This is a genomic window from Bacillus sp. PS237 (assembly GCF_037963345.1).
Lineage (GTDB): Bacteria > Bacillota > Bacilli > Bacillales > Bacillaceae > Bacillus > Bacillus subtilis.
Genome location: NZ_CP150156.1, coordinates 3,611,525 through 3,638,154, shown reverse-complemented (window position 1 = coordinate 3,638,154; position 26,630 = coordinate 3,611,525). Strand labels below are relative to the sequence as shown.

Annotated in this window: 24 protein-coding genes; 11 read left to right on the top strand and 13 right to left on the bottom strand. The window is 43.9% G+C overall.

Features of this window, described 5'->3' with window-relative positions; genetic code table 11:
- The first annotated feature begins 70 nt into the window (after nucleotides 1-70).
- From alsS to NST22_RS18820, 3 genes are all read left to right on the top strand, one after another.
- Nucleotides 71-1,783: an acetolactate synthase AlsS gene (gene alsS / locus NST22_RS18830; RefSeq protein ID WP_003244057.1), complete on the top strand. Its 1,713-nt coding sequence runs from the start codon at nucleotides 71-73 to the stop codon at nucleotides 1,781-1,783.
- 61 nt (nucleotides 1,784-1,844) lie between these two features.
- Nucleotides 1,845-2,612 carry an acetolactate decarboxylase gene (gene budA / locus NST22_RS18825; RefSeq protein ID WP_003244457.1) on the top strand — a complete coding sequence of 256 codons (768 nt, stop codon included), beginning with the start codon at nucleotides 1,845-1,847 and terminating at the stop codon, nucleotides 2,610-2,612.
- 99 nt (nucleotides 2,613-2,711) lie between these two features.
- Nucleotides 2,712-3,239, top strand: a complete 528-nt coding sequence (locus tag NST22_RS18820) for an NAD(P)H-dependent oxidoreductase (RefSeq protein WP_003242788.1) — start codon at nucleotides 2,712-2,714, stop codon at nucleotides 3,237-3,239.
- A gap of 39 nt (nucleotides 3,240-3,278) precedes the next feature.
- On the opposite strand, the gene NST22_RS18815 is transcribed toward NST22_RS18820, so the two are convergent.
- From NST22_RS18815 to NST22_RS18780, 8 genes are all read right to left on the bottom strand, one after another.
- Entirely contained in the window at nucleotides 3,279-3,575 is a 297-nt protein-coding gene (locus tag NST22_RS18815) for a DUF3892 domain-containing protein (protein WP_003243460.1), read from the bottom strand.
- 155 nt (nucleotides 3,576-3,730) lie between these two features.
- Entirely contained in the window at nucleotides 3,731-4,267 is a 537-nt protein-coding gene (locus tag NST22_RS18810; RefSeq protein WP_003243596.1) for an SH3 domain-containing protein, read from the bottom strand.
- An 81-nt stretch (nucleotides 4,268-4,348) separates the two neighbouring features.
- Nucleotides 4,349-5,266 carry a ribose ABC transporter substrate-binding protein RbsB gene (gene rbsB, locus NST22_RS18805; RefSeq protein ID WP_003242760.1) on the bottom strand — a complete coding sequence of 306 codons (918 nt, stop codon included), beginning with the start codon at nucleotides 5,264-5,266 and terminating at the stop codon, nucleotides 4,349-4,351.
- An 11-nt stretch (nucleotides 5,267-5,277) separates the two neighbouring features.
- The gene (gene rbsC / locus NST22_RS18800; protein ID WP_009968282.1) at nucleotides 5,278-6,246 is read right to left on the bottom strand and encodes a ribose ABC transporter permease RbsC; all 969 of its coding nucleotides are present in this window, start codon (nucleotides 6,244-6,246) and stop codon (nucleotides 5,278-5,280) included.
- Between the two features lies 1 nt (nucleotide 6,247).
- Nucleotides 6,248-7,729, bottom strand: a complete 1,482-nt coding sequence (gene rbsA, locus NST22_RS18795) for a ribose ABC transporter ATP-binding protein RbsA (protein WP_003244379.1) — start codon at nucleotides 7,727-7,729, stop codon at nucleotides 6,248-6,250.
- Between the two features lie 15 nt (nucleotides 7,730-7,744).
- Complete coding sequence (gene rbsD / locus NST22_RS18790) at nucleotides 7,745-8,140, bottom strand: D-ribose pyranase (RefSeq protein ID WP_003244175.1); 396 nt, start codon at nucleotides 8,138-8,140, stop codon at nucleotides 7,745-7,747.
- Entirely contained in the window at nucleotides 8,137-9,018 is an 882-nt protein-coding gene (rbsK, locus tag NST22_RS18785; protein ID WP_009968280.1) for a ribokinase, read from the bottom strand. The genes rbsD and rbsK overlap by 4 nt, the downstream gene beginning before the upstream one ends.
- Before the next feature lies 1 nt (nucleotide 9,019).
- Nucleotides 9,020-10,000, bottom strand: coding sequence for a LacI family DNA-binding transcriptional regulator (locus NST22_RS18780; RefSeq protein ID WP_003243647.1), 981 nt, complete (start codon nucleotides 9,998-10,000; stop codon nucleotides 9,020-9,022).
- 783 nt (nucleotides 10,001-10,783) lie between these two features.
- Between NST22_RS18780 and pgsB the strand changes: the two genes are divergently transcribed.
- From pgsB to pgdS, 5 genes are all read left to right on the top strand, one after another.
- Nucleotides 10,784-11,965, top strand: coding sequence for a poly-gamma-glutamate synthase PgsB (gene pgsB / locus NST22_RS18775; RefSeq protein ID WP_003227883.1), 1,182 nt, complete (start codon nucleotides 10,784-10,786; stop codon nucleotides 11,963-11,965).
- A 14-nt stretch (nucleotides 11,966-11,979) separates the two neighbouring features.
- Nucleotides 11,980-12,429 carry a poly-gamma-glutamate biosynthesis protein PgsC gene (pgsC, locus tag NST22_RS18770; protein WP_003227889.1) on the top strand — a complete coding sequence of 150 codons (450 nt, stop codon included), beginning with the start codon at nucleotides 11,980-11,982 and terminating at the stop codon, nucleotides 12,427-12,429.
- Between the two features lie 18 nt (nucleotides 12,430-12,447).
- Entirely contained in the window at nucleotides 12,448-13,590 is a 1,143-nt protein-coding gene (gene pgsA / locus NST22_RS18765; protein WP_003243306.1) for a capsular polyglutamate synthetase PgsA, read from the top strand.
- 14 nt (nucleotides 13,591-13,604) lie between these two features.
- Entirely contained in the window at nucleotides 13,605-13,772 is a 168-nt protein-coding gene (edmS, locus tag NST22_RS18760) for an extrachromosomal elements maintenance protein EdmS (protein ID WP_003227896.1), read from the top strand.
- A 140-nt stretch (nucleotides 13,773-13,912) separates the two neighbouring features.
- Nucleotides 13,913-15,154, top strand: a complete 1,242-nt coding sequence (gene pgdS, locus NST22_RS18755; protein ID WP_003242751.1) for a gamma-DL-glutamyl hydrolase — start codon at nucleotides 13,913-13,915, stop codon at nucleotides 15,152-15,154.
- 33 nt (nucleotides 15,155-15,187) lie between these two features.
- On the opposite strand, the gene ywtE is transcribed toward pgdS, so the two are convergent.
- Together ywtE and tagT are read right to left on the bottom strand one after the other, a co-directional pair.
- Complete coding sequence (ywtE, locus tag NST22_RS18750) at nucleotides 15,188-16,048, bottom strand: 5-amino-6-(5-phospho-D-ribitylamino)uracil phosphatase YwtE (protein ID WP_003244395.1); 861 nt, start codon at nucleotides 16,046-16,048, stop codon at nucleotides 15,188-15,190.
- 155 nt (nucleotides 16,049-16,203) lie between these two features.
- Nucleotides 16,204-17,172 (bottom strand): polyisoprenyl-teichoic acid--peptidoglycan teichoic acid transferase TagT, encoded by a 969-nt coding sequence (tagT, locus tag NST22_RS18745; RefSeq protein WP_003243404.1) that lies wholly within the window; start codon nucleotides 17,170-17,172, stop codon nucleotides 16,204-16,206.
- A 332-nt stretch (nucleotides 17,173-17,504) separates the two neighbouring features.
- On the opposite strand from tagT, the gene NST22_RS18740 reads away from it, so the two are divergent.
- The gene (locus tag NST22_RS18740) at nucleotides 17,505-18,878 is read left to right on the top strand and encodes a sugar porter family MFS transporter (RefSeq protein ID WP_003243731.1); all 1,374 of its coding nucleotides are present in this window, start codon (nucleotides 17,505-17,507) and stop codon (nucleotides 18,876-18,878) included.
- A gap of 36 nt (nucleotides 18,879-18,914) precedes the next feature.
- Here NST22_RS18740 and gerBC read toward each other — a convergent pair whose 3' ends face one another.
- The 3 genes from gerBC to gerBA are packed head-to-tail and all read right to left on the bottom strand — an operon-like array spanning nucleotide 18,915 to nucleotide 22,599.
- Nucleotides 18,915-20,039 carry a spore germination protein GerBC gene (gene gerBC / locus NST22_RS18735; RefSeq protein ID WP_003242990.1) on the bottom strand — a complete coding sequence of 375 codons (1,125 nt, stop codon included), beginning with the start codon at nucleotides 20,037-20,039 and terminating at the stop codon, nucleotides 18,915-18,917.
- A complete protein-coding gene (gene gerBB, locus NST22_RS18730; RefSeq protein ID WP_003244581.1) occupies nucleotides 20,036-21,142 on the bottom strand; it encodes a spore germination protein GerBB in 1,107 nt (368 codons plus the stop codon). The genes gerBC and gerBB overlap by 4 nt, the downstream gene beginning before the upstream one ends.
- A gap of 5 nt (nucleotides 21,143-21,147) precedes the next feature.
- Nucleotides 21,148-22,599: a spore germination protein GerBA gene (gerBA, locus tag NST22_RS18725; protein WP_003243291.1), complete on the bottom strand. Its 1,452-nt coding sequence runs from the start codon at nucleotides 22,597-22,599 to the stop codon at nucleotides 21,148-21,150.
- Nucleotides 22,600-22,863: 264 nt separating this feature from the next.
- Here gerBA and manA point away from each other — a divergent pair, with 264 nt between their 5' ends.
- Nucleotides 22,864-23,814, top strand: a complete 951-nt coding sequence (gene manA / locus NST22_RS18720; RefSeq protein ID WP_003244253.1) for a mannose-6-phosphate isomerase, class I — start codon at nucleotides 22,864-22,866, stop codon at nucleotides 23,812-23,814.
- 128 nt (nucleotides 23,815-23,942) lie between these two features.
- Complete coding sequence (lytD, locus tag NST22_RS18715; protein ID WP_003243594.1) at nucleotides 23,943-26,585, top strand: beta-N-acetylglucosaminidase LytD; 2,643 nt, start codon at nucleotides 23,943-23,945, stop codon at nucleotides 26,583-26,585.
- Nucleotides 26,586-26,630: the final 45 nt, after the last annotated feature.

Below are 26,630 nucleotides of genomic sequence, written 5' to 3'. Positions count from 1 at the left end.
GTGTATAGTGAAACTTATCACAAGATATTTAAAATTTTACGTTTAAAATGCATAATAAGGAGTGAGGGTGTTGACAAAAGCAACAAAAGAACAAAAATCCCTTGTGAAAAACAGAGGGGCGGAGCTTGTTGTTGATTGCTTAGTGGAGCAAGGTGTCACACATGTATTTGGCATTCCAGGTGCAAAAATTGATGCGGTATTTGACGCTTTACAAGATAAAGGACCTGAAATTATCGTTGCCCGGCACGAACAAAACGCAGCATTCATGGCCCAAGCAGTCGGCCGTTTAACTGGAAAACCGGGAGTCGTGTTAGTCACATCAGGACCGGGTGCCTCTAACTTGGCAACAGGCCTGCTGACAGCGAACACTGAAGGAGACCCTGTCGTTGCGCTTGCTGGAAACGTGATCCGTGCAGATCGTTTAAAACGGACACATCAATCTTTGGATAATGCGGCGCTATTCCAGCCGATTACAAAATACAGTGTAGAAGTTCAAGATGTAAAAAATATACCGGAAGCTGTTACAAATGCATTTAGGATAGCGTCAGCAGGGCAGGCTGGGGCCGCTTTTGTGAGCTTTCCGCAAGATGTTGTGAATGAAGTCACAAATACGAAAAACGTGCGTGCTGTTGCAGCGCCAAAACTCGGTCCTGCAGCAGATGATGCAATCAGTGCGGCCATAGCAAAAATCCAAACAGCAAAACTTCCTGTCGTTTTGGTCGGCATGAAAGGCGGAAGACCGGAAGCAATTAAAGCGGTTCGCAAGCTTTTGAAAAAGGTTCAGCTTCCATTTGTTGAAACATATCAAGCTGCCGGTACCCTTTCTAGAGATTTAGAGGATCAATATTTTGGCCGTATCGGTTTGTTCCGCAACCAGCCTGGCGATTTACTGCTAGAGCAGGCAGATGTTGTTCTGACGATCGGCTATGACCCGATTGAATATGATCCGAAATTCTGGAATATCAATGGAGACCGGACAATTATCCATTTAGACGAGATTATCGCTGACATTGATCATGCTTACCAGCCTGATCTTGAATTGATCGGTGACATTCCGTCCACGATCAATCATATCGAACACGATGCTGTGAAAGTGGAATTTGCAGAGCGTGAGCAGAAAATCCTTTCTGATTTAAAACAATATATGCATGAAGGTGAGCAGGTGCCTGCAGATTGGAAATCAGACAGAGCGCACCCTCTTGAAATCGTTAAAGAGTTGCGTAATGCAGTCGATGATCATGTTACAGTAACTTGCGATATCGGTTCGCACGCCATTTGGATGTCACGTTATTTCCGCAGCTACGAGCCGTTAACATTAATGATCAGTAACGGTATGCAAACACTCGGCGTTGCGCTTCCTTGGGCAATCGGCGCTTCATTGGTGAAACCGGGAGAAAAAGTGGTTTCTGTCTCTGGTGACGGCGGTTTCTTATTCTCAGCAATGGAATTAGAGACAGCAGTTCGACTAAAAGCACCAATTGTACACATTGTATGGAACGACAGCACATATGACATGGTTGCATTCCAGCAATTGAAAAAATATAACCGTACATCTGCGGTCGATTTCGGAAATATCGATATCGTGAAATATGCGGAAAGCTTCGGAGCAACTGGCTTGCGCGTAGAATCACCAGACCAGCTGGCAGATGTTCTGCGTCAAGGCATGAACGCTGAAGGTCCTGTCATCATCGATGTCCCGGTTGACTACAGTGATAACATTAATTTAGCAAGTGACAAGCTTCCGAAAGAATTCGGGGAACTCATGAAAACGAAAGCTCTCTAGCACTCTGCGCATCACGACACTGTTTTATGAACAGCACTAAATAAAAGGAGTGAAGGGAAATATGAAACGAGAAAGCAACATTCAAGTGCTCAGCCGTGGTCAAAAAGATCAGCCTGTGAGCCAGATTTATCAAGTATCAACAATGACTTCTCTATTAGACGGAGTATATGACGGAGATTTTGAACTGTCAGAGATTCCGAAATATGGAGACTTCGGTATCGGAACCTTTAACAAGCTTGACGGAGAGCTGATTGGGTTTGACGGCGAATTTTACCGTCTTCGCTCAGACGGAACCGCGACACCGGTCCAAAATGGAGACCGTTCACCGTTCTGTTCATTTACGTTCTTTACACCGGACATGACGCACAAAATTGATGCGAAAATGACACGCGAAGACTTTGAAAAAGAGATCAACAGCATGCTGCCAAGCAGAAACTTATTTTATGCAATTCGCATTGACGGATTGTTTAAAAAGGTGCAGACAAGAACAGTAGAACTTCAAGAAAAACCTTACGTGCCAATGGTTGAAGCGGTCAAAACACAGCCGATTTTCAACTTCGACAACGTGAGAGGAACGATTGTAGGTTTCTTGACACCAGCTTATGCAAACGGAATCGCCGTTTCTGGCTATCACCTGCACTTCATTGACGAAGGACGCAATTCAGGCGGACACGTTTTTGACTATGTGCTTGAGGATTGCACGGTTACGATTTCTCAAAAAATGAACATGAATCTCAGACTTCCGAACACAGCGGATTTCTTTAATGCGAATCTGGATAACCCTGATTTTGCGAAAGATATCGAAACAACTGAAGGAAGCCCTGAATAAAAGAAAAAAAGAAAGCCCCTTTTAGCAGGGCTTTCTTTTTATTTGGCTCTTTTCCTGATTTTAGATAAAATAACATCAAAACAGTAAAGGTGTGGTCTGATGAAAATATTGGTTTTGGCAGTGCATCCTCATATGGAGACCTCAGTTGTTAATAAGGCGTGGGCTGAGGAATTGAGTAAACATGACAATATCACAGTACGGGATCTTTATAAGGAATACCCGGATGAAGCGATAGATGTTGCGAAGGAACAGCAGCTGTGCGAGGAATACGATCGGATTGTCTTTCAATTCCCGCTATATTGGTACAGCTCTCCGCCGCTCTTGAAAAAATGGCAGGATCTTGTGCTGACTTATGGCTGGGCTTTTGGTTCAGAAGGAAATGCCTTGCATGGCAAGGAGCTGATGCTGGCTGTATCAACAGGGAGCGAAGCGGAAAAATATCAAGCGGGCGGAGCAAATCATTACTCGATCAGTGAGCTATTGAAACCATTTCAGGCCACGAGTAATCTGATCGGCATGAAGTATCTGCCTCCATATGTGTTCTATGGCGTGAATTATGCAGCTGCAGAGGATATTTCTCACAGTGCAAAACGGTTAGCCGAATACATCCAGCAGCCTTTTGTTTAAAATACAGCCCTGTCCAACATACGGCAGGGCTGTATTTGTTTAAAAATCCGGCAGCTCAGACAGGTTATTTTCCTTGATGCCGTCCGGTTCACTTCGCAAAATGTCACGCCCGTATTTATGGAAGACATCAACATGAGCGAGTTTTCCTGATTTTGCTTCTGACAGCGCAGTAGGGTAGTCGAGCTCTCTTCCTGTATTGGTTTTCACTGCGATAATATTGTCTTCCTCATTTCTTCTAACCGCAATAATTTCTTCTTTTCCAGATGGAACATTTTCTTGATCGGCAGTTGTTTGCCGGGCTTTATACGATTCATATGCTGCTTCAAATTGATCCATATTTACACCTCCGCTTTTTAGCGTGAACAAAAATGTCGATGATCATGTAAGGTTTCGACACAGCATACGACAATATTTCCTGAGAAATATCTTGGGAATGTGACAAATCAATTCATAATAAAAGGGATTCCGCATTTATGCGGAATCCCTCTCAGTTATTTTGTCATGTGTAAATCCTTTGTTTTCATATAACCTGTCGTACCGCCGTAATCAACGAATACCCAATCAAAATCAAAACCGCCTTTATTCGTTTTACTCCAGCCTAAAAAAGAAACGCTTGTGTCTGCTGGAAGAGTCTTAATGCTCTTTCCGTCAGCGGATGTATACACTTTTGTTTTTGTTTTGGTTTTTACCGTTGTCGCTGCTTTAACAATGTAATGAGTGGATACAAATCCTGTTTTTCCATTTTTATACTTAACCTTTGCCCAGTCAGCATTTGAGAAGGAAATCAGCTTTAGGCTATCTCCTAAGTGCAGCGTATCGGCTTTCTGGCTTGATGCGGAAGGCTTCGTTCTGACATTTAGAGCCTCTGCTGATACCAAATAAGAATCAATCGGATAACTGTATAAATCATCAATGCTTACCGTTGTTTCTGGCTGTTGAGCATGGATCGTGCCAGCGCCGCCAGCAGCCGCCGCAGTCATTCCAGCCGCAAGTGCTAATGTTGAAAATAGTTTTGTTGGTTTGTTCATGCCGTTCCTCTCCTCACGTAAGAGAAATAATTCATTCTATATCTCTATTCACGTTATCGCAGGTTCCTAAACATCAGACAATTATTTTTGTGTTTCTAGTTTGAGAGGCGCGGATATTGTTTTTTGCACTTTTTTCCCGTGCAAAATATCATCTGCTGCTTCTGTAGCCAATTTACCGATTAATTCAGGCTGCTGAGCGACGGTGGCTGACAGCTTTCTGTCTTTAATGGAAGCGAGCGCATCTTTATTGCCGTCAAAACCGATCACCAATATGTCTTTCCCCGAGCTGTTAATTGCCTCGAGAGCACCGAGCGCCATTTCATCGTTGTGAGCAAAAACAGCTTGGATATCAGGATGTCCCTGCAGCAGGTTTTCCATGACAGTCAGGCCTTTCGTGCGGTCAAAGTCAGCTGATTGTTTTGTGACAACTTGGAGCTTTTGGTCTGCGATGTTATGGAATCCTGAGCCGCGTTCCCGTGTGGCAGATGCGCCGGGGACGCCTTCAAGCTCTGCCACCTTTGCTCCTTTTCCAAGTTTGTCGGCAATAAACGCCGCGGCCATTTCACCGCCTTTTACATTATCGGAAGCAACGAGGGTTTCAACTTTTCCTTGTTCCGCAGATCGATCGATTGTTACGACGGGCACACCGACTGCGTTTGCAGATTCTACTGCCGTTGAGATCGCCGAAGAATCAGTCGGGTTGATTAATAATGCATCAACACCTTGCTGAATTAAATCTTCCACGTCACTCGTCTGTTTCGATGAATCATTTTGTGCATCAACAATGATGACTTTCATTCCCCGTTTTTTAGCTTCTTTTTCGATACCCTTTTTTAATGAGACAAAAAAAGGATTATTAAGCGTTGAGACGGACAAGCCAATGGTGAATTCCTTTTTGTTCCCCGAGTTTGATGGCTTTGCCCATTGGGGAGGCTCAAGCGAACAGGCGGTTAACAAAAATAATGATAACGTTAAAATGACGGATACAGCCTTTTTCATGTAAAACCCTCCTAAGCTGACTTCTTGCGGTCTAACAATACCGCAATTAAGATAACAATCCCTTTGACAACCAGCTGATAAAATGATGAGACGCCAAGCAGATTAAGTCCGTTATTAAGTGTGCCGATGATCAGCACCCCGATTAACGTGCCGACAATGCGTCCTCGGCCGCCGGAAAGACTTGTCCCTCCTAAGACGACTGCCGCGATAGCATCAAGTTCGTACGATTCTCCCGCAGTCGGCTGGGCCGAATGCAGGCGGGAAGTCAATATGGCACCTGCAAGAGCGGATAAAAGCCCGGCTAAAGAATAGATCATCACTTTCACGCGCGTCACTTTGATGCCTGAAATGAGCGCGGCTTTTTCGTTGCCGCCGATAGCGTACGTTCGGCGTCCGAATGGTGTTTTATGAAGAAGCACCCAAAGGATGACAAAGGCAAGAACCATCGTAATTGCCGGTACAGGAATGCCTAAAAAGTAACCGCGTCCGAACATCTGAAAACCGTAGTTTGTGCCAAGTCCGGTAATCGGATTTCCATCTGTATACACTAGCGTCAGTCCGCGAAACACAGTCATGGTCGCAAGCGTGGCGATAAAGGGCGCCATTTTTCCTTTAGTAATCAATAATCCGTTGATCATGCCTAGTACGGCACCAATGATACAGCCAAGGATGATCGCGAGAACCGGATCGACACCGGACACAATCATCCCCGCAACTAAAGCACTGGACAGGGCAAGAATAGCGCCAACAGAAAGATCAATGCCGCCTGTCAAAATAACAAAGGTCATCCCGAACGCGATTAATCCGTTAATGGCGACCTGGCGAAGCAGGTTTAAAATATTCAGCGGTTCAAGAAAGCTGGGATTTAAAATAGATACAATGATAACGAGAATAAATAAACCAAGAAACGGGCCGAGTTTTTGCATGACTCCGTCGAAGTGAATCCGTTTTTGTTCTGTTTGCAGTTGTTCCGTTTTCATATTACCGCCCTCCCGTGGCAAGTGTCATAATTCGTTCTTGTGTTGCTTCTCGCGCATGGATTTCGCCGCTGATTCTGCCTTCATGGACAACGATAATCCGATCGCTCATTCCCAGAATTTCAGGAAGCTCTGATGACACCATGATGATAGCGACACCGCGTTCGGTCAGCTCATTCATCAGCGTATAAATCTCTCGTTTGGCGCCAACATCCACACCTCTGGTTGGCTCATCCAAGATAAGCACTTTCGGTCCGATGCCGATCCACTTGGCTATCACCACTTTTTGCTGGTTTCCTCCTGATAAATGGCGTGCGTGCGTTTCCGGTGATGCTGTTTTGATAGTGAGGCGCTTGATTAACAGATCGACAAATTCAGCCTCCCGCTTATGATCAATGAGACCCTTTGGTGAGAAGCTGGACAGATTGGGCAGGGCAATATTTTCGCGGATCGAGGTGTCGAGCAGGAGCCCTTCATCCTTGCGATTCTCTGTAATAAAGCCGAGACCTTTTTTCACGGCTTCCTGCGGGTTCTTAATAGCCGTTTTTTTCCCAGCGATCCATATCTCACCCGTGTCCAGCCTGTCAACGCCGAACAGCGCTCTCATCATTTCTGTCCGGCCGGCTCCCATTAATCCTGAAACACCGACGATCTCACCGGAACGCACATAAAAGCTGACGTCCTCAAAACTCCCTTTTACGGAAGCATTTTTCACCTCGAATACTTTGTCACCGAGAGAAGGAGTGCGTTTTGGATATCGTTCAGTCAGCTCCCGTCCGACCATTTTTTTGACGACTTCATCAAAATCAGTTTCTGAGATGTTTGTTGTATCTACCGTTTTTCCGTCACGCATGATGGTAATTCTGTCGCAAATCGCAAAAATTTCTTCCATGCGATGCGAAATATAGACAATGGAGACGCCGTTCTTTTTTAACGCTGTAATGACCTCAAAGAGCTTGCTGATTTCACGTTCAGTCAACGCTGCGGTCGGTTCATCCATAATGATTACCTCGGCATTTGTCATAAGCGCTTTTGCAATTTCGATCATTTGCTGCTGTCCGACGGAACATTCGCCGGCTTCTTGATCAAGAGAAAGAGAGACGGAAAGTTTGTCAAATTGCTCTTTTGCTAGCGCTTTCATTTTTCTTGTTTGTAAAACGCCCAGCTTGGAGGATATCTCTTTACCGATAAATAGATTCTCAAGAACGGTCATTTCCGGCCAGATATTCAATTCCTGATGGATAAAGGCTATTCCATGCTGTTCCGCTTCTTTCGGATTGGAAAAATACGTTTCGTTTCCGTTTATGCTGATTTGACCTTTATCTGCTTTGTGCAGGCCTGTCAAAATGTTCATAAGCGTGGACTTGCCGGCGCCGTTTTCTCCCATTAATGCGTGAACCTCGCCAGGCATGAGCTGAAAGGAAACGCCTGACAGCACCTGATTTTTTCCGAATGTTTTATGAATGTCTTTCATTTCAATCTGCATGTTTCATCTTCCTTTCTAGAAAAGTACACCTGCCTGCAGGATGCAGTTGGCATATGGTGTGAATTCTCCTGTTCTTATGACTGCCTTTGCATCTTTTGTCAGCAGCTTAAACTCCTCGTGAGAAAGGTATTCAATCTCTTGTTCAGAGAAAAGATTTTCTAGAAATTTCGCATTCTCCTGATTGGATGCTTTTATTTCAGCTGCAGCAATGACTTTTTCGACCGCCATTTCCTCAGCCAGTACTGCCGCTGTATCTTGGAAAGCCGGAAGGCCCGGCTTCAGTGAAAGATCAATTTTCAAAACGCCGTCAGGAACCGGCAGTCCGGCATCCGCGATGACAATTTTATCAGTGTGGCCAAGGTCGGCTAAAATCTTGGCAAGATGGCTGTTCAGTATACCGTGTTTTTTCATGACAGCAGCTCCTCTACTTCATTTCTTGTCGGCATTCCGCCTTGGGCACCGAAGGAGCAGACAGAAAGGGAAGCGGCACGATTGGCAAACCGCAATGCGGCTTCAATGTCTTTTCCCTCAGCCAGGGCCACGGCAAATGCTGCGTTAAACGTATCACCGGCTCCGGTTGTATCAACGGGTTCTACAGGGAAGGACGGGATGAGCACCTCTTTGCTGCCAGCCGAATAGCGGACGCCTTGTTTTCCTTCCGTAATAAAGAGCTTTGCCGGATAAAGCGCCAGAGCTTCGGAAATGGTAAGCTCAGGGAATAAAATCGAAGCCTCGTGTTCATTCGGCGTCAGATAGGTAGCGTGATCAATTGTTTCCTGCTTGAGCGGGCGGGCCGGTGCTGGGTTTAGTATGATCGGGATATCGTGAGAATGGCAGTATTTGCACACCTCATCAACCGTTTCTTCTGGGATTTCCTGCTGAATCAGCACCATATCGACCTTTTCAATCTGTTCGAGCGCGTTTAACGCATACGCTGGGGTGATGTCATCGTTCGCGCCTTTGACAACGACAATGCTGTTGTCGCCTTCAGCAAGCACAATATGAGCGGTTCCGCTTTCCGTATGTGTAACCGGTTCCATATAATCAGTGCGAACGCCGTTAGCTTTGAGATTATTCAAAATAGCTGTTCCATAATGATCGTCTCCAACTTTGCCGACCATAAACACTTGCGCCCCAAGTCTGGCTGCGGCAACGGCCTGATTTGCTCCTTTGCCGCCCGGCACAGTCTGAAATGACGTGCCAAGAACCGTTTCACCGGCTTTTGGGCGTTTGTCCGAGGTGACCACTAAATCCATAGAACAGCTACCAATCACACAAATATTACGCATCTTAATCTTCCTTTCTTGTCGTCTTTCTTCCTATATAGGTGACAGGCATTTGAATTGCCGTTTCTGCCAGCGGCTGTTTTTTAATGATACCCAAAAGCAGTTTGGCAGCTTCTTTCCCCATATCATATGCGGGCTGTTTAATTGTAGAAAGTGGCGGGAACAGAAGTCCGCTTTGCGGAATGTCATCATAGCCGATAATTTGAATGTCCTCCGGCACGTTTTTTCCGCGCCGCAATGCTTCATGTAAAACGGCAGCGGCTTGAATATCATTACTCGCGATCACACCATCTGTCGCTGGATAAGAGGCAAACAGCTCCTTCGCCATCGATTGTGCATCTTTAATTGAAAATGAAGCTGTCTCAATGACCTGAAAATCAACTTCAGCCTGCTTTAAGATTTCCAAAGCGCCGTTAAATCGGTCTTGAGCGGTCGGCAGGTGAGCGGGTCCTCTCAAGAGCGTAATGCGCTGGCTTTTTCCGTGAATGATAGCCTGGGCGGCTAACTTTCCTCCTGTATAGCCGTCACTGGACACAGAAGGAGCCCCTTCAAGCGTTCTGTCCAGAAAAACAACTGGATAATTCATGCCGCTGTATTCCTCGAGATCCGGGTAATTCGTTGCGGCAATAATGCCTGCGACATGATTTTGCTTAAAGGTTTGAAGGTATTCAAGTTCTTTTTTCAATTCCTCGTCACTGTTGCCGAAAATAAGGCGATAGCCTTCCCGGTTCAATTCATCCTCCGCACCGCGGGCAAGCTGGGGGAAGAAAGGGTTTGTGATATCCGGGAGCAAAAGTCCGATCAGTCGGGATTCTCTTTTATATAGAGATCTGGCGACTTCATTCGGGTAATAGTTCAGCTTCGCCATCGCCGCTATGACACGCGTTCGCGTTTCTTCGTGTACATAGCCGTTATCATTCAGGACGCGGGAAACCGTCGCAACTGAAACGCCCGCCGCTCCGGCGACATCTTTAATTGTAGCCAAAACAGCTCCTCCTTGTTTATGTAACCGTTTACATAGATAGATTATCATGAACAATCCGAAGTTAGCAATAAAAATATCAAAAGAAATCTAATTGTAAATTGTATATATAATTGAAAAATTTAAGGTTTTCACTCTTTTTTTGACAAAGTCTTCACAAATATGGATGAAGATTTCTTGAACAAATATTAAGTTTTATTAAAATTGTTTCAAAGTCATGCGTTTAGACCTGTAAATGGGGAGAAACAGAAAAGACTATCATCCCAGAAAATGTTTAATTATGTTAGAGAATTCGGACTCGTATGTTTAGCGTTTTCATCTCGAACCTCCTTAGTCATTTTGGAATGGGCCTCATATTGCTTATTCCATGCAGAAAGGATGACATTATGACCTTGTCCTTAAGAAACAGGATAAAATTATTTTGTGTTCATAAGAACCGGAAACACGCATGATAGCAGGAAATGCTTGATAACAAAGGCTGAAAAAAAGATTGATTTGAAATGCATATTAAATACAAACAGCAGGGTGTGACTATACGTCCAGAAGGATATCAGGAGAAAAATGAAAGCGCATTCTCTTTGATTTTTTTAAAAAGTGATAAGGTATAAGTCCTGCTGTTTTCCAAAAATAGAAAACAGTTTGTAGGTATAAAATCTCTTTCAAAAGAGAAGTTTGGCTTAGTCGATTAGGGAAGATTATGTTACATAATGCCGATTGAGAATTCATAGTGATTCTATATACTGATGAATGAATTTACAACAATATAGAAGGAGATGTCGAAAAGCAATGTGGTTACTCATTATAGCCTGTGCTGTCATACTGGTCATCGGAATATTAGAAAAACGACGACATCAGAAAAACATTGATGCCCTCCCTGTTCGGGTGAATATTAACGGCATCCGCGGAAAATCGACTGTGACAAGGCTGACAACCGGAATATTAATAGAAGCCGGTTACAAGACTGTTGGAAAAACAACAGGAACAGATGCAAGAATGATTTACTGGGACACACCGGAGGAAAAGCCGATTAAACGGAAACCTCAGGGGCCGAATATCGGAGAGCAAAAAGAAGTCATGAGAGAAACAGTAGAAAGAGGGGCTAACGCGATTGTCAGTGAATGCATGGCTGTTAACCCAGATTATCAAATCATCTTTCAGGAAGAACTTCTGCAGGCCAATATCGGCGTCATTGTGAATGTTTTGGAAGACCATATGGATGTCATGGGGCCGACGCTTGATGAAATTGCAGAAGCGTTTACTGCTACAATTCCTTATAATGGCCATCTTGTCATTACAGATAGTGAATATACCGAGTTCTTTAAACAAAAAGCAAAAGAACGAAACACAAAAGTCATCATTGCTGATAACTCAAAAATTACAGATGAGTATTTACGTAAATTTGAATACATGGTATTCCCTGATAACGCTTCTCTGGCGCTGGGTGTGGCTCAAGCACTCGGCATTGACGAAGAAACAGCATTTAAGGGAATGCTGAATGCGCCGCCAGATCCGGGAGCAATGAGAATTCTTCCGCTGATCAGTCCGAGCGAGCCTGGGCACTTTGTTAATGGGTTTGCCGCAAACGACGCTTCTTCTACTTTGAATATATGGAAACGTGTAAAAGAAATCGGTTACCCGACCGATGATCCGATCATCATCATGAACTGCCGCGCAGACCGTGTCGATCGGACACAGCAATTCGCAAATGACGTATTGCCTTATATTGAAGCAAGTGAACTGATCTTAATCGGTGAAACAACAGAACCGATCGTAAAAGCCTACGAAGAAGGCAAAATTCCTGCAGACAAACTGCATGATCTAGAGTATAAGTCAACAGATGAAATTATGGAATTGTTAAAGAAAAGAATGCACAACCGTGTCATATATGGCGTCGGCAATATTCATGGTGCCGCAGAGCCTTTAATTGAAAAAATCCACGAATACAAGGTAAAGCAGCTCGTAAGCTAGGGGGAAATGCAGACATGTTCGGATCAGATTTATACATCGCACTAATTTTAGGTGTACTACTCAGTTTAATTTTTGCGGAAAAAACAGGGATCGTGCCGGCAGGACTTGTTGTACCGGGATATTTAGGACTTGTGTTTAATCAGCCGGTCTTTATTTTACTTGTTTTGCTAGTGAGCTTGCTCACGTATGTCATTGTGAAATACGGTTTATCCAAATTTATGATTTTGTACGGACGCAGAAAATTCGCTGCCATGCTGATAACAGGGATCGTCCTAAAAATCGCGTTTGATTTTCTATACCCGATTGTACCATTTGAAATCGCAGAATTTCGAGGAATCGGCATCATCGTGCCAGGTTTAATTGCCAATACCATTCAGAAACAAGGTTTAACCATTACGTTCGGAAGCACGCTGCTATTGAGCGGAGCGACCTTTGCTATCATGTTTGTTTACTACTTAATTTAATGTAAGGTGTGTCAAACGATGAAAAAAGAACTGAGCTTTCATGAAAAGCTGCTAAAGCTGACAAAACAGCAAAAAAAGAAAACCAATAAGCACGTATTTATTGCCATTCCGATCGTTTTTGTCCTTATGTTCGCTTTCATGTGGGCGGGAAAAGCGGAAACGCCGAAGGTCAAAACGTATTCTGACGACGTACTCTCAGCCTCATTTGTAGGCGATATTATGATGGGACGCTATGTTGAAAAAGTAACGGAGCAAAAAGGGGCAGACAGTATTTTTCAATATGTTGAACCGATCTTTAGAGCCTCGGATTATGTAGCAGGAAACTTTGAAAACCCGGTAACCTATCAAAAGAATTATAAACAAGCAGATAAAGAGATTCATCTGCAGACGAATAAGGAATCAGTGAAAGTCTTGAAGGATATGAATTTCACGGTTCTCAACAGCGCCAACAACCACGCAATGGATTACGGCGTTCAGGGCATGAAAGATACGCTTGGAGAATTTGCGAAGCAAAATCTTGATATCGTTGGAGCGGGATACAGCTTAAGTGATGCGAAAAAGAAAATTTCGTACCAGAAAGTCAACGGGGTAACGATTGCGACGCTTGGCTTTACCGATGTGTCCGGGAAAGGTTTCGCGGCTAAAAAGAATACGCCGGGCGTGCTGCCCGCAGATCCTGAAATCTTCATCCCTATGATTTCAGAAGCGAAAAAACATGCGGACATTGTTGTTGTGCAGTCACACTGGGGACAAGAGTATGACAATGATCCAAATGACCGCCAGCGCCAGCTTGCAAGAGCCATGTCTGATGCGGGAGCTGACATCATCGTCGGCCATCACCCGCACGTCTTAGAACCGATTGAAGTATATAACGGAACCGTCATTTTCTACAGCCTCGGCAACTTTGTCTTTGACCAAGGCTGGACGAGAACAAGAGACAGTGCACTGGTTCAGTATCACCTGAAGAAAAATGGAACAGGACGCTTTGAAGTGACACCGATCGATATCCATGAAGCGACACCTGCGCCTGTGAAAAAAGACAGCCTTAAACAGAAAACCATTATTCGCGAACTGACGAAAGACTCTAATTTCGCTTGGAAAGTAGAAGACGGAAAACTGACGTTTGATATTGATCATAGTGACAAACTAAAATCTAAATAATCGGAGTGATAAAGATGAAATTTGTCAAAGCCATCTGGCCGTTTGTTGCCGTAGCCATCGTGTTCATGTTTATGTCAGCTTTTAAATTCAATGATCAGCTGACAGATCAGGAAAAACAGAAGATTGATATGGAAATGAATAAAATCCAGCAGCAGGAAGAACCGGTAAACGCCAATAAATAATTCAAAAAAGAGAGTGTCTGATGAGACACTCTCTTTTTATTTGCCCAGCATATTCATTCTGTAAAAATATTAAAAAGTCTCTTAACATATTCAAAAAAATACCGATGTTAAAACTGCAAAAAGAGGAGGAGATAATAAAAGTGAACACACTGGCAAACTGGAAGAAGTTTTTGCTTGTGGCGGTTATCATTTGTTTTTTGGTTCCAATTATGACAAAAGCGGAGATTGCGGAAGCTGATACATCATCAGAATTGATTGTCAGCGAAGCAAAAAACCTGCTTGGATATCAGTATAAATATGGCGGGGAAACGCCGAAAGAGGGTTTCGATCCATCAGGATTGATACAATATGTGTTCAGTAAGGCTGATATTCATCTGCCGAGATCTGTAAACGACCAGTATAAAATCGGAACAGCTGTAAAACCGGAAAACCTGAAGCCGGGTGATATTTTGTTTTTCAAGAAAGAGGGAAGCACCGGCACTGTTCCGACACATGACGCCCTTTATATCGGAGACGGCCAAATGGTTCACAGTACACAGTCAAAAGGGGTTATCATCACCAATTACAAAAAAAGCAGCTATTGGAGCGGAACTTATATCGGGGCGAGACGAATCGCTGCCGATCCGGCAACGGCTGATGTTCCTGTCGTTCAGGAGGCCGAAAAATATATCGGTGTCCCATATGTGTTTGGCGGAAGCACGCCGTCAGAGGGCTTTGATTGCTCGGGGCTTGTGCAATATGTGTTTCAACAGGCACTCGGCATTTATCTGCCGCGATCAGCCGAACAGCAGTGGGCAGTGGGCGAGAAGGTAGCCCCTCAGAACATAAAGCCTGGTGATGTCGTCTATTTCAGCAATACGTATAAAACGGGAATTTCACATGCAGGCATTTATGCGGGCGCAGGCAGGTTCATTCAGGCAAGCCGGTCAGAAAAAGTAACCATTTCCTATTTGTCAGAGGATTACTGGAAATCGAAGATGACGGGTATTCGCCGATTTGACAACCTGACAATCCCGAAAGAAAATCCGATTGTTTCCGAAGCGACGCTTTATGTCGGAGAAGTGCCTTACAAACAGGGCGGAGTAACACCTGAGACGGGATTTGATACAGCTGGATTTGTCCAATATGTATACCAGAAAGCAGCCGGTATTTCCCTGCCTCGATACGCAACAAGCCAGTACAATGCCGGAACTAAGATTGAGAAGGCGGACCTGAAGCCGGGAGACATTGTGTTCTTTCAATCAACAAGCTTAAATCCCTCCATCTATATCGGAAACGGACAAGTTGTTCATGTCACATTATCAAACGGCGTGACCATTACCAATATGAACACGAGCACATATTGGAAGGATAAATACGCAGGAAGTATACGGGTGCAATAAAAGAAAAAGACTCCAATCTCTGGAGTCTTTTCTTTATGCATATTGCCCCGAAAGAAGCTGGTCTATAAAGTAGGCCACACCATTTTCGTCATTGCTTTTTGTGACAAAGGTGCTTTTTTCTTTTAATTCATCAATCGCATTTTCCATGGCGATACGGTGTCCGGCGACTTCAAACATGGACAAATCGTTTGGACTATCGCCGATCGCATAGATATCCTGTGTTTCAATTCCGTATATGTCAGCCAGCTTTGTTAACGCGCGTCCTTTTCCTGACGAGGCCGGCAGGATTTCGATAATATGTTTTCCTGAAGAGGTTTGCGCCAGTTTTTTATGATGCTTCAGTTCTTCCTTCGCTTGTTTCAGCTTGTCCATATCAAAGGAGAAGCAAAGAAGCTTATAAATGTTTTCACCGCCGTCAAAAACCGATTCGATATGAGGGATTGGTTTAATGCCAAACTGTTTGAATTGAGTCATGGCTCCTTGCCACAAGTCATCCGTCTGCTCGTTTGGGTTTGCGCTCTTTAGAATGTCAAGCTCCGCGTGCAGCTTAGCTTCGCCGTCAAAAGGAGAAAGCAGATGGTCATCTGTATATACCTCAAAGTAAATGTTTTTTGAAAGTAAGTAATCAGCAATCGCTTTACCGGCTTCCTGATCCATTAATGTCCGGCTGATCAAACGGTAACCCGTGTCGTGGATCGTACCGCCATTAGCTGCAATGATAGGGATGTCCAAGTCATCCAGCAGCGCTTTTACATCAAATGTCGCTCTTCCCGTGCAAATGGTGACGAGGATGCCGGCATCAACGGCCCGCTTGATCGCCTCTCTGTTTTCCGCAGAAATGACGCTTTCTTTATTCAGTAATGTTCCGTCTAGATCAATCGCAATACATTTCATATGTAGGGGAACCTCCTTAAAAATGAAGCTGCTTCGTGTAGTATGTTCAGCTTGCCTGTGAAACATAATCCATATAAATTAAGGCTAAACGTTACTTTGATAATTTTCAACAAGGAAATATGTAAAACGGGATGGCGTAATCGCCATCCCGTTCATTATACACCTAAATCGTTTTGCAGCTCTTTTTTAACTTCCTGCAGCTTTTGCTGATTCAATTTGAAATAATAGACTCCGGCAGGTTCATAATCATAACCCGTCAGCTGAATAGACTCAACTGATTTCAATGAAGTGATGAACGGGAACAGGCCGATGGCATCTTTAAGAGATAAGTTCATTTTTAAATTTTGCCCCATCGTATCCACAATATCATCATAAGCCGGAATTGAGCTCAATGATTTTGATTTATCTATAATGGCGCTCAGCACTTCCATTTGTCTTTGCCCGCGTAAAAGGTCACTGTCCGCTTTACGTGTTCTTACGTAAGCGAGCGCTTCTTCCCCATCAAGCGTATGTGTTCCTTTTTGAAGAACGACTTTACCTTTTGTATCTTTTTTGATTTGCTGAATGACTTTATCGCTTTTTACAGTTACTTTGACGCCATTTAACTCGTTTACGACGTCTTCAAAAGCCGTGAAATTGCTTTCTACGACATAATCGACTGGAATATCCAGCATTTCTTCAACTGTTTTCACAGTTAAGTCAACGCCGCCGTAAGCGTGAGCATGTGTGAATTTATCATACCCGTGGCCTGGGATGTTTACATAGGCGTCACGCGGAATGCTCAGCATTTTAGCTGTTTTTTCTTTCCGATTAAATGTAACCAGCACATTCGCGTCACTTCTTGCCTGATCGACGGTCTCGCCGTTTTTCTCCCTGGCATCAATTCCTAAGAGCAATACAGAAAAAGAATCTTTTCCAGGATCAAATTCTTTGATCCGTTTTACAGATTGTTCTCCGCGTGCAAGGCTGACATGAGCTTCCTTAGAAGCATTGTTCAGCTTTACAAAAGCATAGGCGCCGACAGAGCCTGCCGCAATGACTAAAAAAGCCATTAATCCGGCAACAACTTTCACCCATTTTTTTAGTTTTCTTTTTTTCTTTCTGCGCTGTGATCGTTCTTCCATATATCAATACCTCACGTTTCTTTAATATTTGAAGCGTACCATTCTATTTGCCATGGGGCAACTACTCGAAAGACATTTTTCGATAAATATTCCTATATTTATAAGTTCTTGTTTTTGAAAATTGATAACGATAATGTACTGAATCACCTTATATTGGACGCCGCAGCAGGTAAAATGTTTCGGCGACATTGAAAAAAATACAAGTAAATGATTGGAAAACTTATGATCAGAAAAATAAAAAGGTTTAATGGCCGGAAAAAGAGGCTAAAAGATTTCTAAAAAAATCCCACAGACAATGTCATTGCAGCTGATGGAGAAAGGGAGTCATCTTTATGAAAAAGCAGTCAAATATATGGCTTTATTTTTTCGGAGCTCTTGGAGGCGCGTTATATGGCTATGATACCGGAGTGATTTCCGGAGCTATTTTATTTATGAAAAAGGAGTTAGGCTTAAACGCGTTTACAGAAGGTCTTGTTGTCAGCTCCTTGCTGGTTGGGGCGATATTGGGCTCAGGAGCGGCCGGCAAGCTGACTGACCGTTTCGGAAGAAAAAAAGCAATTATGGCAGCCGCGCTGCTGTTTTGTATAGGCGGTCTTGGTGTGGCACTGGCCCCAAATACAGGAGTCATGGTGCTGTTTCGCATCATTTTGGGACTTGCAGTCGGAACATCGACGACAATCGTACCCCTTTATTTATCTGAACTGGCGCCAAAACATAAACGCGGGGCGCTGTCATCACTGAATCAGCTGATGATCACGGTCGGCATCCTTCTTTCTTACATTGTCAATTACATATTTGCCGATGCCGAAGCGTGGCGCTGGATGCTTGGATTGGCTGCTGTGCCGTCATTGCTCTTGCTTATTGGCATTTTGTTTATGCCGGAGAGCCCGCGCTGGCTGTTCACGAATGGCGAAGAAAGCAAAGCGAAGAAAATTCTTGAAAAATTGCGTGGCACAAAAGATATTGATCAGGAAATACATGATATAAAAGAAGCGGAAAAGCAGGATGAAGGCGGTCTGAAGGAGCTGTTCGATCCATGGGTGCGCCCAGCGCTTATTGCAGGTTTGGGACTCGCTTTTTTGCAGCAATTTATCGGAACGAATACGATCATCTACTATGCGCCAAAGACCTTTACAAACGTCGGATTCGGAAACTCCGCTTCGATTTTAGGCACGGTCGGAATCGGCACAGTCAATGTTCTCATGACATTAGTAGCGATTAAAATCATCGACAAGATTGGAAGAAAGCCGTTACTGCTATTCGGGAATGCGGGCATGGTGATCAGCTTGATCGTTCTCGCTTTAGTAAATCTCTTTTTCGATAACACTCCGGCTGCCTCATGGACGACCGTCATTTGTTTAGGCGTGTTTATCGTTGTCTTTGCGGTCAGCTGGGGACCGGTTGTGTGGGTGATGCTTCCTGAATTGTTCCCGCTTCACGTCAGAGGAATCGGGACCGGTGTTTCGACCTTAATGTTGCACGTTGGGACACTGATTGTTTCATTAACCTATCCAATATTAATGGAAGCGATCGGAATCAGTTATTTATTCCTGATTTATGCCGCGATCGGTATCATGGCGTTCTTATTTGTCCGATTTAAAGTGACAGAGACAAAGGGAAGAAGCCTTGAAGAAATTGAGCAGGATTTACGGGACAAAAACGGACAGGGAGGAGCGGCCGGAAAACAGCAGACTGTCGGAACATAAAAAAGGGTGCGCGATCATGCGCACCCTTTTGATTGCTTACTTTCCCACCGTGCCAAAGTTAATGATTTTAAAAGAAATATCGTACTTAAAATCAGTCTCAGAAAATATTTCATCCCAATGCCCTTTTACTTTATTCCAGTAGTCAGGGTGTTGAATCCTTATGTGGTCTGATAAAAAGACCGGATCGGTTTTATACTCGTGCTGCAGTTTATCCATCACCTGCTTTACATCTCGTTCAAGCTTTTTTTCAAAAATGTTTTCCAGCCTGTGCAAATAACTTTTGCTAAAGGAGTTTTCATTCGGGTTTTGGTCTTCTGTCAGGATGCCCTTCGTTTTAACAGAAATATGAAAGACAGGCTTTCCGTTTTCAATGACGGGCTTAATTTTCGTTTTCGACTTTTTAATTTCAAACGTAATCGGATGTCCTTTATCTGTCGTCGGCATGACACCGCCTTGGATCGTCCCCATGACCCATGACAGTGTTTGGGTTTCATCAGCTGAAAGAAACCCAACGAGTTTATTGCTGCCCCTTTTGATAATGCCTGCTCCGTCATACTTGGCTTTTCCCTTTTCGTTTTTCACGGCTTGAATAAGATAACTGTACCCGTTCTGAGAGTAGACAGAAGCTCTTCCGATGCGCAGCGGTATCATAATCTTACCGTTATATCCGCTGTGAGTTGTCAAATCAATCAGTTTTTCGGAGGGCATCGGCTGCTGCTGATTGGGGTTTCCTTTTGTGAAAACATCAGCTGCATTCCCTCTGGCTGCCATCAAATAGCTGCTTCGCCGCAGCTCATCATCCCGGATAAAGTGGTTGAGGACTTGGTCTACATTTTGATTCCTCATCAGTTTTTCTCCCAGAAGGATCACTTTTAAATGATCGCTATAAACAGGAGGGTCCTTGATGGATACATCACTGACTGCTTCCAGAATCGTTTTCCCGTGGGACGTTACATTAACAAATTCGGGTTTTCCGGATGCTTGGCTGTCTTCGCTTTGGGGAAGAAGATTTTGATACGTCAGTTTGTACTGGTGATCATTTGTCTCATCGATCGCCAGCCCTCTGGCGAAGGATAGTTGCTCGATATCTTTGACATCCCAGCAGCCGCAGAGGGCCAGCAGCATAAAAAACATGACGGAGAATTTTGATGCTGTTTTCATTGCAGCTGCCCCCTCCCTATTTTTTTCTGTATCCAGCTTAAAAACCAGACGAAGAATGGAATTGTAATCACAATTAAGAAAGCATATCCAAGAAGCGTCCCGTAATAAAACACGTCATTCAAGTCCTTGGGATACATCGTTATGAAAAACGTCGCAGCCAGCATTGCAGTCAGCAGCCATGCATTGTTTTTATTTTTTAGATGAAAGATTTCCGTTAACCCGATATGGGCGCCTTTAAAGGATCCGAGCATACAGGCAAATTGCTGGGCTGTCCAGGTCAGCTGTAAGAACAAATCAAATCGTTCAATAAAAATACCCGGAACCTCTAATGCGTGAATAAGGGAAATGGTCGGCCATGTCACCGTTTTTGCCTCAGCCACAGTCATACAGCCAATCACAATGAGCAAAGTAATGCTGTAGAACAATGTGGAAGTCGCGATGCCCAGAGCAACAGCCTTTTTCACTTGCTTTGGATCTCTCATAAAGGGGACCAGGTAAAAAATGATTTCAAATCCGGAGAAATATAATAATGTTTTTGGGAATAAAGAGAAAAAGCTTTGATAGCCTCCTTCAAATACCGGCCGGATAAAATCAAGCTGGAACAAGCGAAAGCTGAACATCAGAAGCATCATAAAAATAATAAGGGTTATAGGAAAAATATAAGCGTATACTTTTGCAATTGAATAAACGCCTCCGCCTACATGATAGATGGCAACTGCAAGAAATATAAACACCACAACTGCCATTGGCGTATTTTTCAACAAAAAGAATCCGACAACCTCTCCCAAAATCCGAGCTTGAAAGCAAACAATCCCAATGAAATATAGACAGATATATAAATTCAATAGAAAGCCGATGAATTTTCCAGCTACAATGCTGTTGAGCTTAAAAAGAGTTTTTCCGCTGTTTTTTTGAAGAAAAGGCAAAAAAAGCAGAACGATGATAATAAAAATAACGCCCTGGAGCAGTATCATTAGCCATCCGCTCGGACTGCCGGTTTCGGCGGCTGAGCGGGGAAGGGTCAGCACCCCGGCACCAATCAATGTGCTGCTGATCATAATGAGCGTCTGCATAAATGTCAGTTTATGCTCTGATTTCCTCATAGCCATCACCTTTGTCTGATGTTATCTTCGGGATCGTTTCGTGTCGGTCTTCTTTTTAAAAACATCGTGGGAATACGGATGACTGTGTCTTTCAAATCCTGTCCAGGCTGCGCCATGATCGGGATAATGTAATCCTGGCCAAAGCTTTTCAGGCGCATGAGATGGCCGATCACAAACAGATAAACCATTATAACGCCGTACATGCCAAGCGCTGTTGCACTTATCATAACCCCGATCCGAATGATCCGCAGCGGAAAGTTATAGGCGTATGAAGGAACGGTAAAGGATGCCAGTGCTGTGACAGAAACGACAATGACCATAAGCGCACTGACAATTTGCGCCTGAACAGCTGCCTGTCCGATGACAACGCCGCCGATAAGGCCAATTGTCTGTCCAATCGGCTTAGGCAGCCTTAATCCGGCTTCTCGAATCAATTCGATCGTAAAGATCATGATAAAGGCCTCTACAAAAGGCGGGAATGGTACGTTAAGCCTGCTGCCTGCAATGGAAATGGCCATTCTAGTCGGCAATAGCCCGGTGTGAAAAGAAACGAGAGAAATATACAGACCGGGCAAATAAATGGTGATCAGGATGCTGGAATAACGAAGAAGGCGTACAAGTGACATTGGGATCCAGCGCTGGCTGTAATCATCGGGCGAATGAATAAATTCGTCAACCGTAGCCGGTACAATCAAAGCAAACGGCGTACCATCCACTAATATGGACACTCGCCCTTCTAATAGAGAACTTTCGACCCGGTCCGGTCGTTCTGTGCTTAATATTGTGGGGAAAATTGAAAATGGTTCGTCTTCAATCAGCTGTTCAAGCGTCCCCGATTCCGGCAAATTATCTATATTGACTGATTTCAGCCTTTTAAACACTTCTTTGACGACATAATCTGGGGCGATATCCTGAATATAAGCGACAGCGATTTTCTTTTTGGTCCTTTTTCCGAGTGTCATTTCTTTGATGACGAGATTAGGATCACTCGTCCGTTCACGCAAAAGCGCCGTGTTTGTCCGCAGCTTTTCAATAAATCCTATTTTAGGGCCGCGTTCCACGACTTCGGAGGAGGGTTCATCAAGACTGCGTGTTGCGACTGACTTTGTGTCGAAAGCTAATCCTCCGCGATAGCCATCAGCGAGCAAAATGGCTTGCCCTGAAAAAACGAGCTGCTCTATTTCTTTCATTGTAGAAACAACGCTGTGGTGAAAGCCGAAAAAAAAGGCGGATAAGTCTTCAATCGAGCATTCCTTATGGGCCAACGCCTCTTTTTGTAAAGGAGAAATGACGTATTGCGCCAGCATTTTATTCTCTGTCAGACCGTCAATATACAGTAAACACGCCTTTTGTCTGCTATCTCCGAAAGCAAATGTATAAAACATCATATCGTCGTTTTGTCCCAATGTTTTTTTCAGTGTGTCTAAATTGTTCTGGAGATCAGAGTCGATTTGCATAGTTTCTCTCCTTCTTAAACATATTGACGGTTTTTATTAATTTGTATCAAAAAAGGAGAATTATTCTTATCGAGGAAAAGGCTGAAACAAAGCTTCTTTTCGACGTGATATAATAGATAGGAAGCGTTTTCTTTGAAGGGGTAATGAAAAGATGATGCTTTGTACATATGTTGTCATAGGAAAAAGGCAGCTTATACGGGCGTTTGTAAGAGGGGCGCACCGGGAAAATGATGATCAGTTATTTACAGGGGAGGGGTACGGATCATGACGCAATCACCGATTTTTCTAACGCCTGTGTTTAAAGAAAAAATCTGGGGCGGAACCGCTTTACGAGATAGATTTGGATACAGTATTCCTTCAGAATCAACGGGGGAATGCTGGGCCATTTCCGCTCATCCAAAAGGACCGAGCACTGTTGCAAATGGCCCGTATAAAGGAAAGACATTGATCGAGCTTTGGGAAGAGCACCGTGAAGTATTCGGCGGCGTAGAGGGGGATCGGTTTCCGCTTCTGACAAAGCTGCTGGATGTGAAGGAAGATACGTCAATTAAAGTTCACCCTGATGATTACTATGCCGGAGAAAACGAAGAGGGAGAACTCGGCAAGACGGAATGCTGGTACATTATCGACTGTAAGGAAAACGCAGAAATCATTTACGGGCATACGGCCCGCTCAAAAACCGAACTTGTCACAATGATCAACAGCGGTGACTGGGAGGGCCTGCTGCGAAGAATCAAAATTAAACCGGGTGATTTCTATTATGTGCCGAGCGGAACGCTGCACGCATTGTGCAAGGGGGCCCTTGTTTTAGAGACTCAGCAAAATTCAGATGCCACATACCGGGTGTACGATTATGACCGTCTTGATAGCAACGGAAGTCCGAGAGAGCTTCATTTTGCCAAAGCGGTCAATGCCGCCACGGTTCCCCATGTGGACGGGTATATAGATGAATCGACAGAATCAAGAAAAGGAATAACCATTAAAACATTTGTCCAAGGGGAATATTTTTCGGTTTATAAATGGGACATCAATGGCGAAGCTGAAATGGCTCAGGATGAATCCTTTCTGATTTGCAGCGTGATAGAAGGAAGCGGTTTGCTCAAGTATGAGGACAAAACATGTCCGCTCAAAAAAGGTGATCACTTTATTTTGCCGGCTCAAATGCCCGATTTTACGATAAAAGGAACTTGTACCCTTATCGTGTCTCATATTTAAACTTAATCTCACTTCGAGGTTAAGTTTTTTTATTAGAAAATGGAAGTGATTCACCTATAAATGAAGCATGCGCGTGCCGATAAATAAACTAGTTTTATATACTCATAGAATAAGAAAGAGGAGAAGGAATGAAAAAGAGACTAATCGCACCTATGCTTCTATCCGCCGCGTCCCTTGCCTTTTTTGCCATGTCTGGTTCTGCCCAGGCAGCCGCGTATACCGACTACTCACTATATAAAGTAGAGCCGTCGAATACGTTCAGTACAGAAAGCCAAGCCTCACAAGCTGTCGCCAAACTGGAAAAAGATACTGGCTGGGATGCATCCTATCAGGCTTCAGGCACAACAACGACCTACCAAATTTCCGCCTCAGGCATTCATAGCGAATCAGAAGCGAAAGCAATACTGAGCGGACTCGCCAAACAGACATCAATTACAGGAACGTCAAGTCCTGTTGGAAGCAAACAGCCATATGTCACCATCTCGTCAGGTGCCATCTCCGGAGAAAAACAGGCCAACACTATCCTAGCAAAGCTGAAACAGGAGACGGGAGTGGCTGGCGCTGTAAAAGCTTACGGAGCAGCTCAGCCCTATATGAACGTCATGACATCAGACATTGCTGATGAGACAAAAGTCAAGGCGCTTATCCAGAGCCTGGCCAAGCAAACGGGGATTAAAAGCTCGTATCAGCCCATCACACACACGGTGTCTGTCACAACCATTCAGTCTGGCACAATCGTGGGAGACAGCAGAGCAGCGCAGATCAAAAACGCCTTCCAAAAGGAATCTGGGCTGCAGGCATCATTAAAGGAAACAGTGAAAGGGCAAGCCTATTATACGTTCACAACTGCCGCCATTTCAGGTGAAGCCAATGCCAAAACTCTATTGCAGCAGCTGAAACAGAGCACTGGCATCACAGGCAGCTACAAGTCCATCAATCAAAAAACAACCGTTGAGTCATACAATGTCCAATCAGCTTATTTCAAAGGGCTGAGTACAGTAAAGGACGCCATCAGCCAAATCAAGAAAAACACTGGCGTATCCGGCAGTTATCAACAGGTTGGAAAAAGCACATCATATACCGTGAATATGAAGGGTATAACAAAACAGCAGCTCCAAAAAATAGACACTTTCTTTAAAAAGAAAAAATGGCATTACACGTCATCCAGCGTCAAAAAAACGACAACGTCTGCAGCTTATCAAATCACGACGGCAAAGATTTTAGGCGAGCAGCAAGCAAACAAAGCAGCAGCCTTCTTTGCTCAGAAAAAAGTAAAAGCTGCAAAAACAGCAGCTGGATCAACAGCAGAAAATCAATATCAGCTCATCTCAGAAGAAACATCAGATCAAGCAAAAGTCACAAAGGGTTTGAACATATTAAAGAAAAATCAGCTAAGTGCTTCTGCGAAATCCGTCAAAAAACAAATAGCTGACACGTTTAAAATCACAACCGAATCTCTGCTTGATCAAACGAAAGTCAATCAGGCACTCACGTTTTTCAAATCGAATCATATATCAGTAGCAAGCCAGAAAACCGGTCAGACAGCTGCGAGCAGCTATCAAATCACAACTGAAGCTATCATCAGCCAAGAAGAGATTGACCGCGTTTTAACATTTTTCAAACAAAATCATATCGCAGTCACAACATCAAAAACAGGCCAGACTGCATATACACAATACAAAATCGTGACAACACAGCTTAGCAGCAAAACCGCATTGAACAATGGGTTAACCTATCTTAAATCGAAAAGTGTAACCCCGAGCTATACAACGAAAAGCAATACGCTTTATAAAATCAGCGTAAATGAGCAGTTCACAGGCAATGATACAGCTGCTGCGGCATCAACGAAGCTAAAACAATTATACGGATGGACATCATCTATCGTGAAGATCAAAAACGGCCCGCAAATCATGAAAACAAACTACAATCTCTCGCTTCGTGATATGGTCCAAAAACAAATGACAGTAAGTCCGCAAACAGACGGAGCGGCTTACGTATCGCTCACGTACATTAATACAGCAACATCAACTGTTACGGCTGATGTACTAAATATCCGGTCAACGCCGGAAGTCAGCCCGACAAACGTGATCGGCCAGTTTAAAAAAGGCGATAAAGTGAAAGTCATCGGACAGATAAACGGCTGGGCTAAGATCAATTTGGGCTGGCGAAACGCAAGCAGTGATGAAGTAGTTCAATACGTGGATCCGAATAACTTTTCCAGAGACAGCAAATACTACTTCCAATTTCTCAAGCTGTCACAGACAGCGGGTCTCAGCGTTACTGAGGTAAATCAGAAAGTGCTTGCGGGTAAAGGCATCCTGACAGGGAGAGCAAAGGCATTTATCGATGCCGCCAATCAATATAGCATCAACGAACTGTATTTAATCTCACACGCTCTTCTGGAAACAGGAAACGGGACATCCGCTTTAGCCAATGGATTAACCTATAACGGAAAAACCGTATACAACATGTATGGAATTGGAGCATACGACAGCAATCCGAATTACTACGGAGCCAAATATGCGTACGAGCAGGGCTGGTTCACACCAGAAGCGGCCATTATCGGCGGAGCTAAATTCATAGGCTCATCGTATATCCACAACACAGCTTACAATCAAGACACACTGTACAAAATGAGATGGTCAGCTACAGCGACACATCAATACGCAACAGACATCGGCTGGGCGTACAAACAAGTAAACCGCATGTACAGCCTGTATTCATTGCTGGACGGTTATACACTTTATTTTGATGTTCCGGAATATCGATAAAAAACTTAGAAAGTTGCAAATAGGCTGTAGCTATTAAATAGCTAC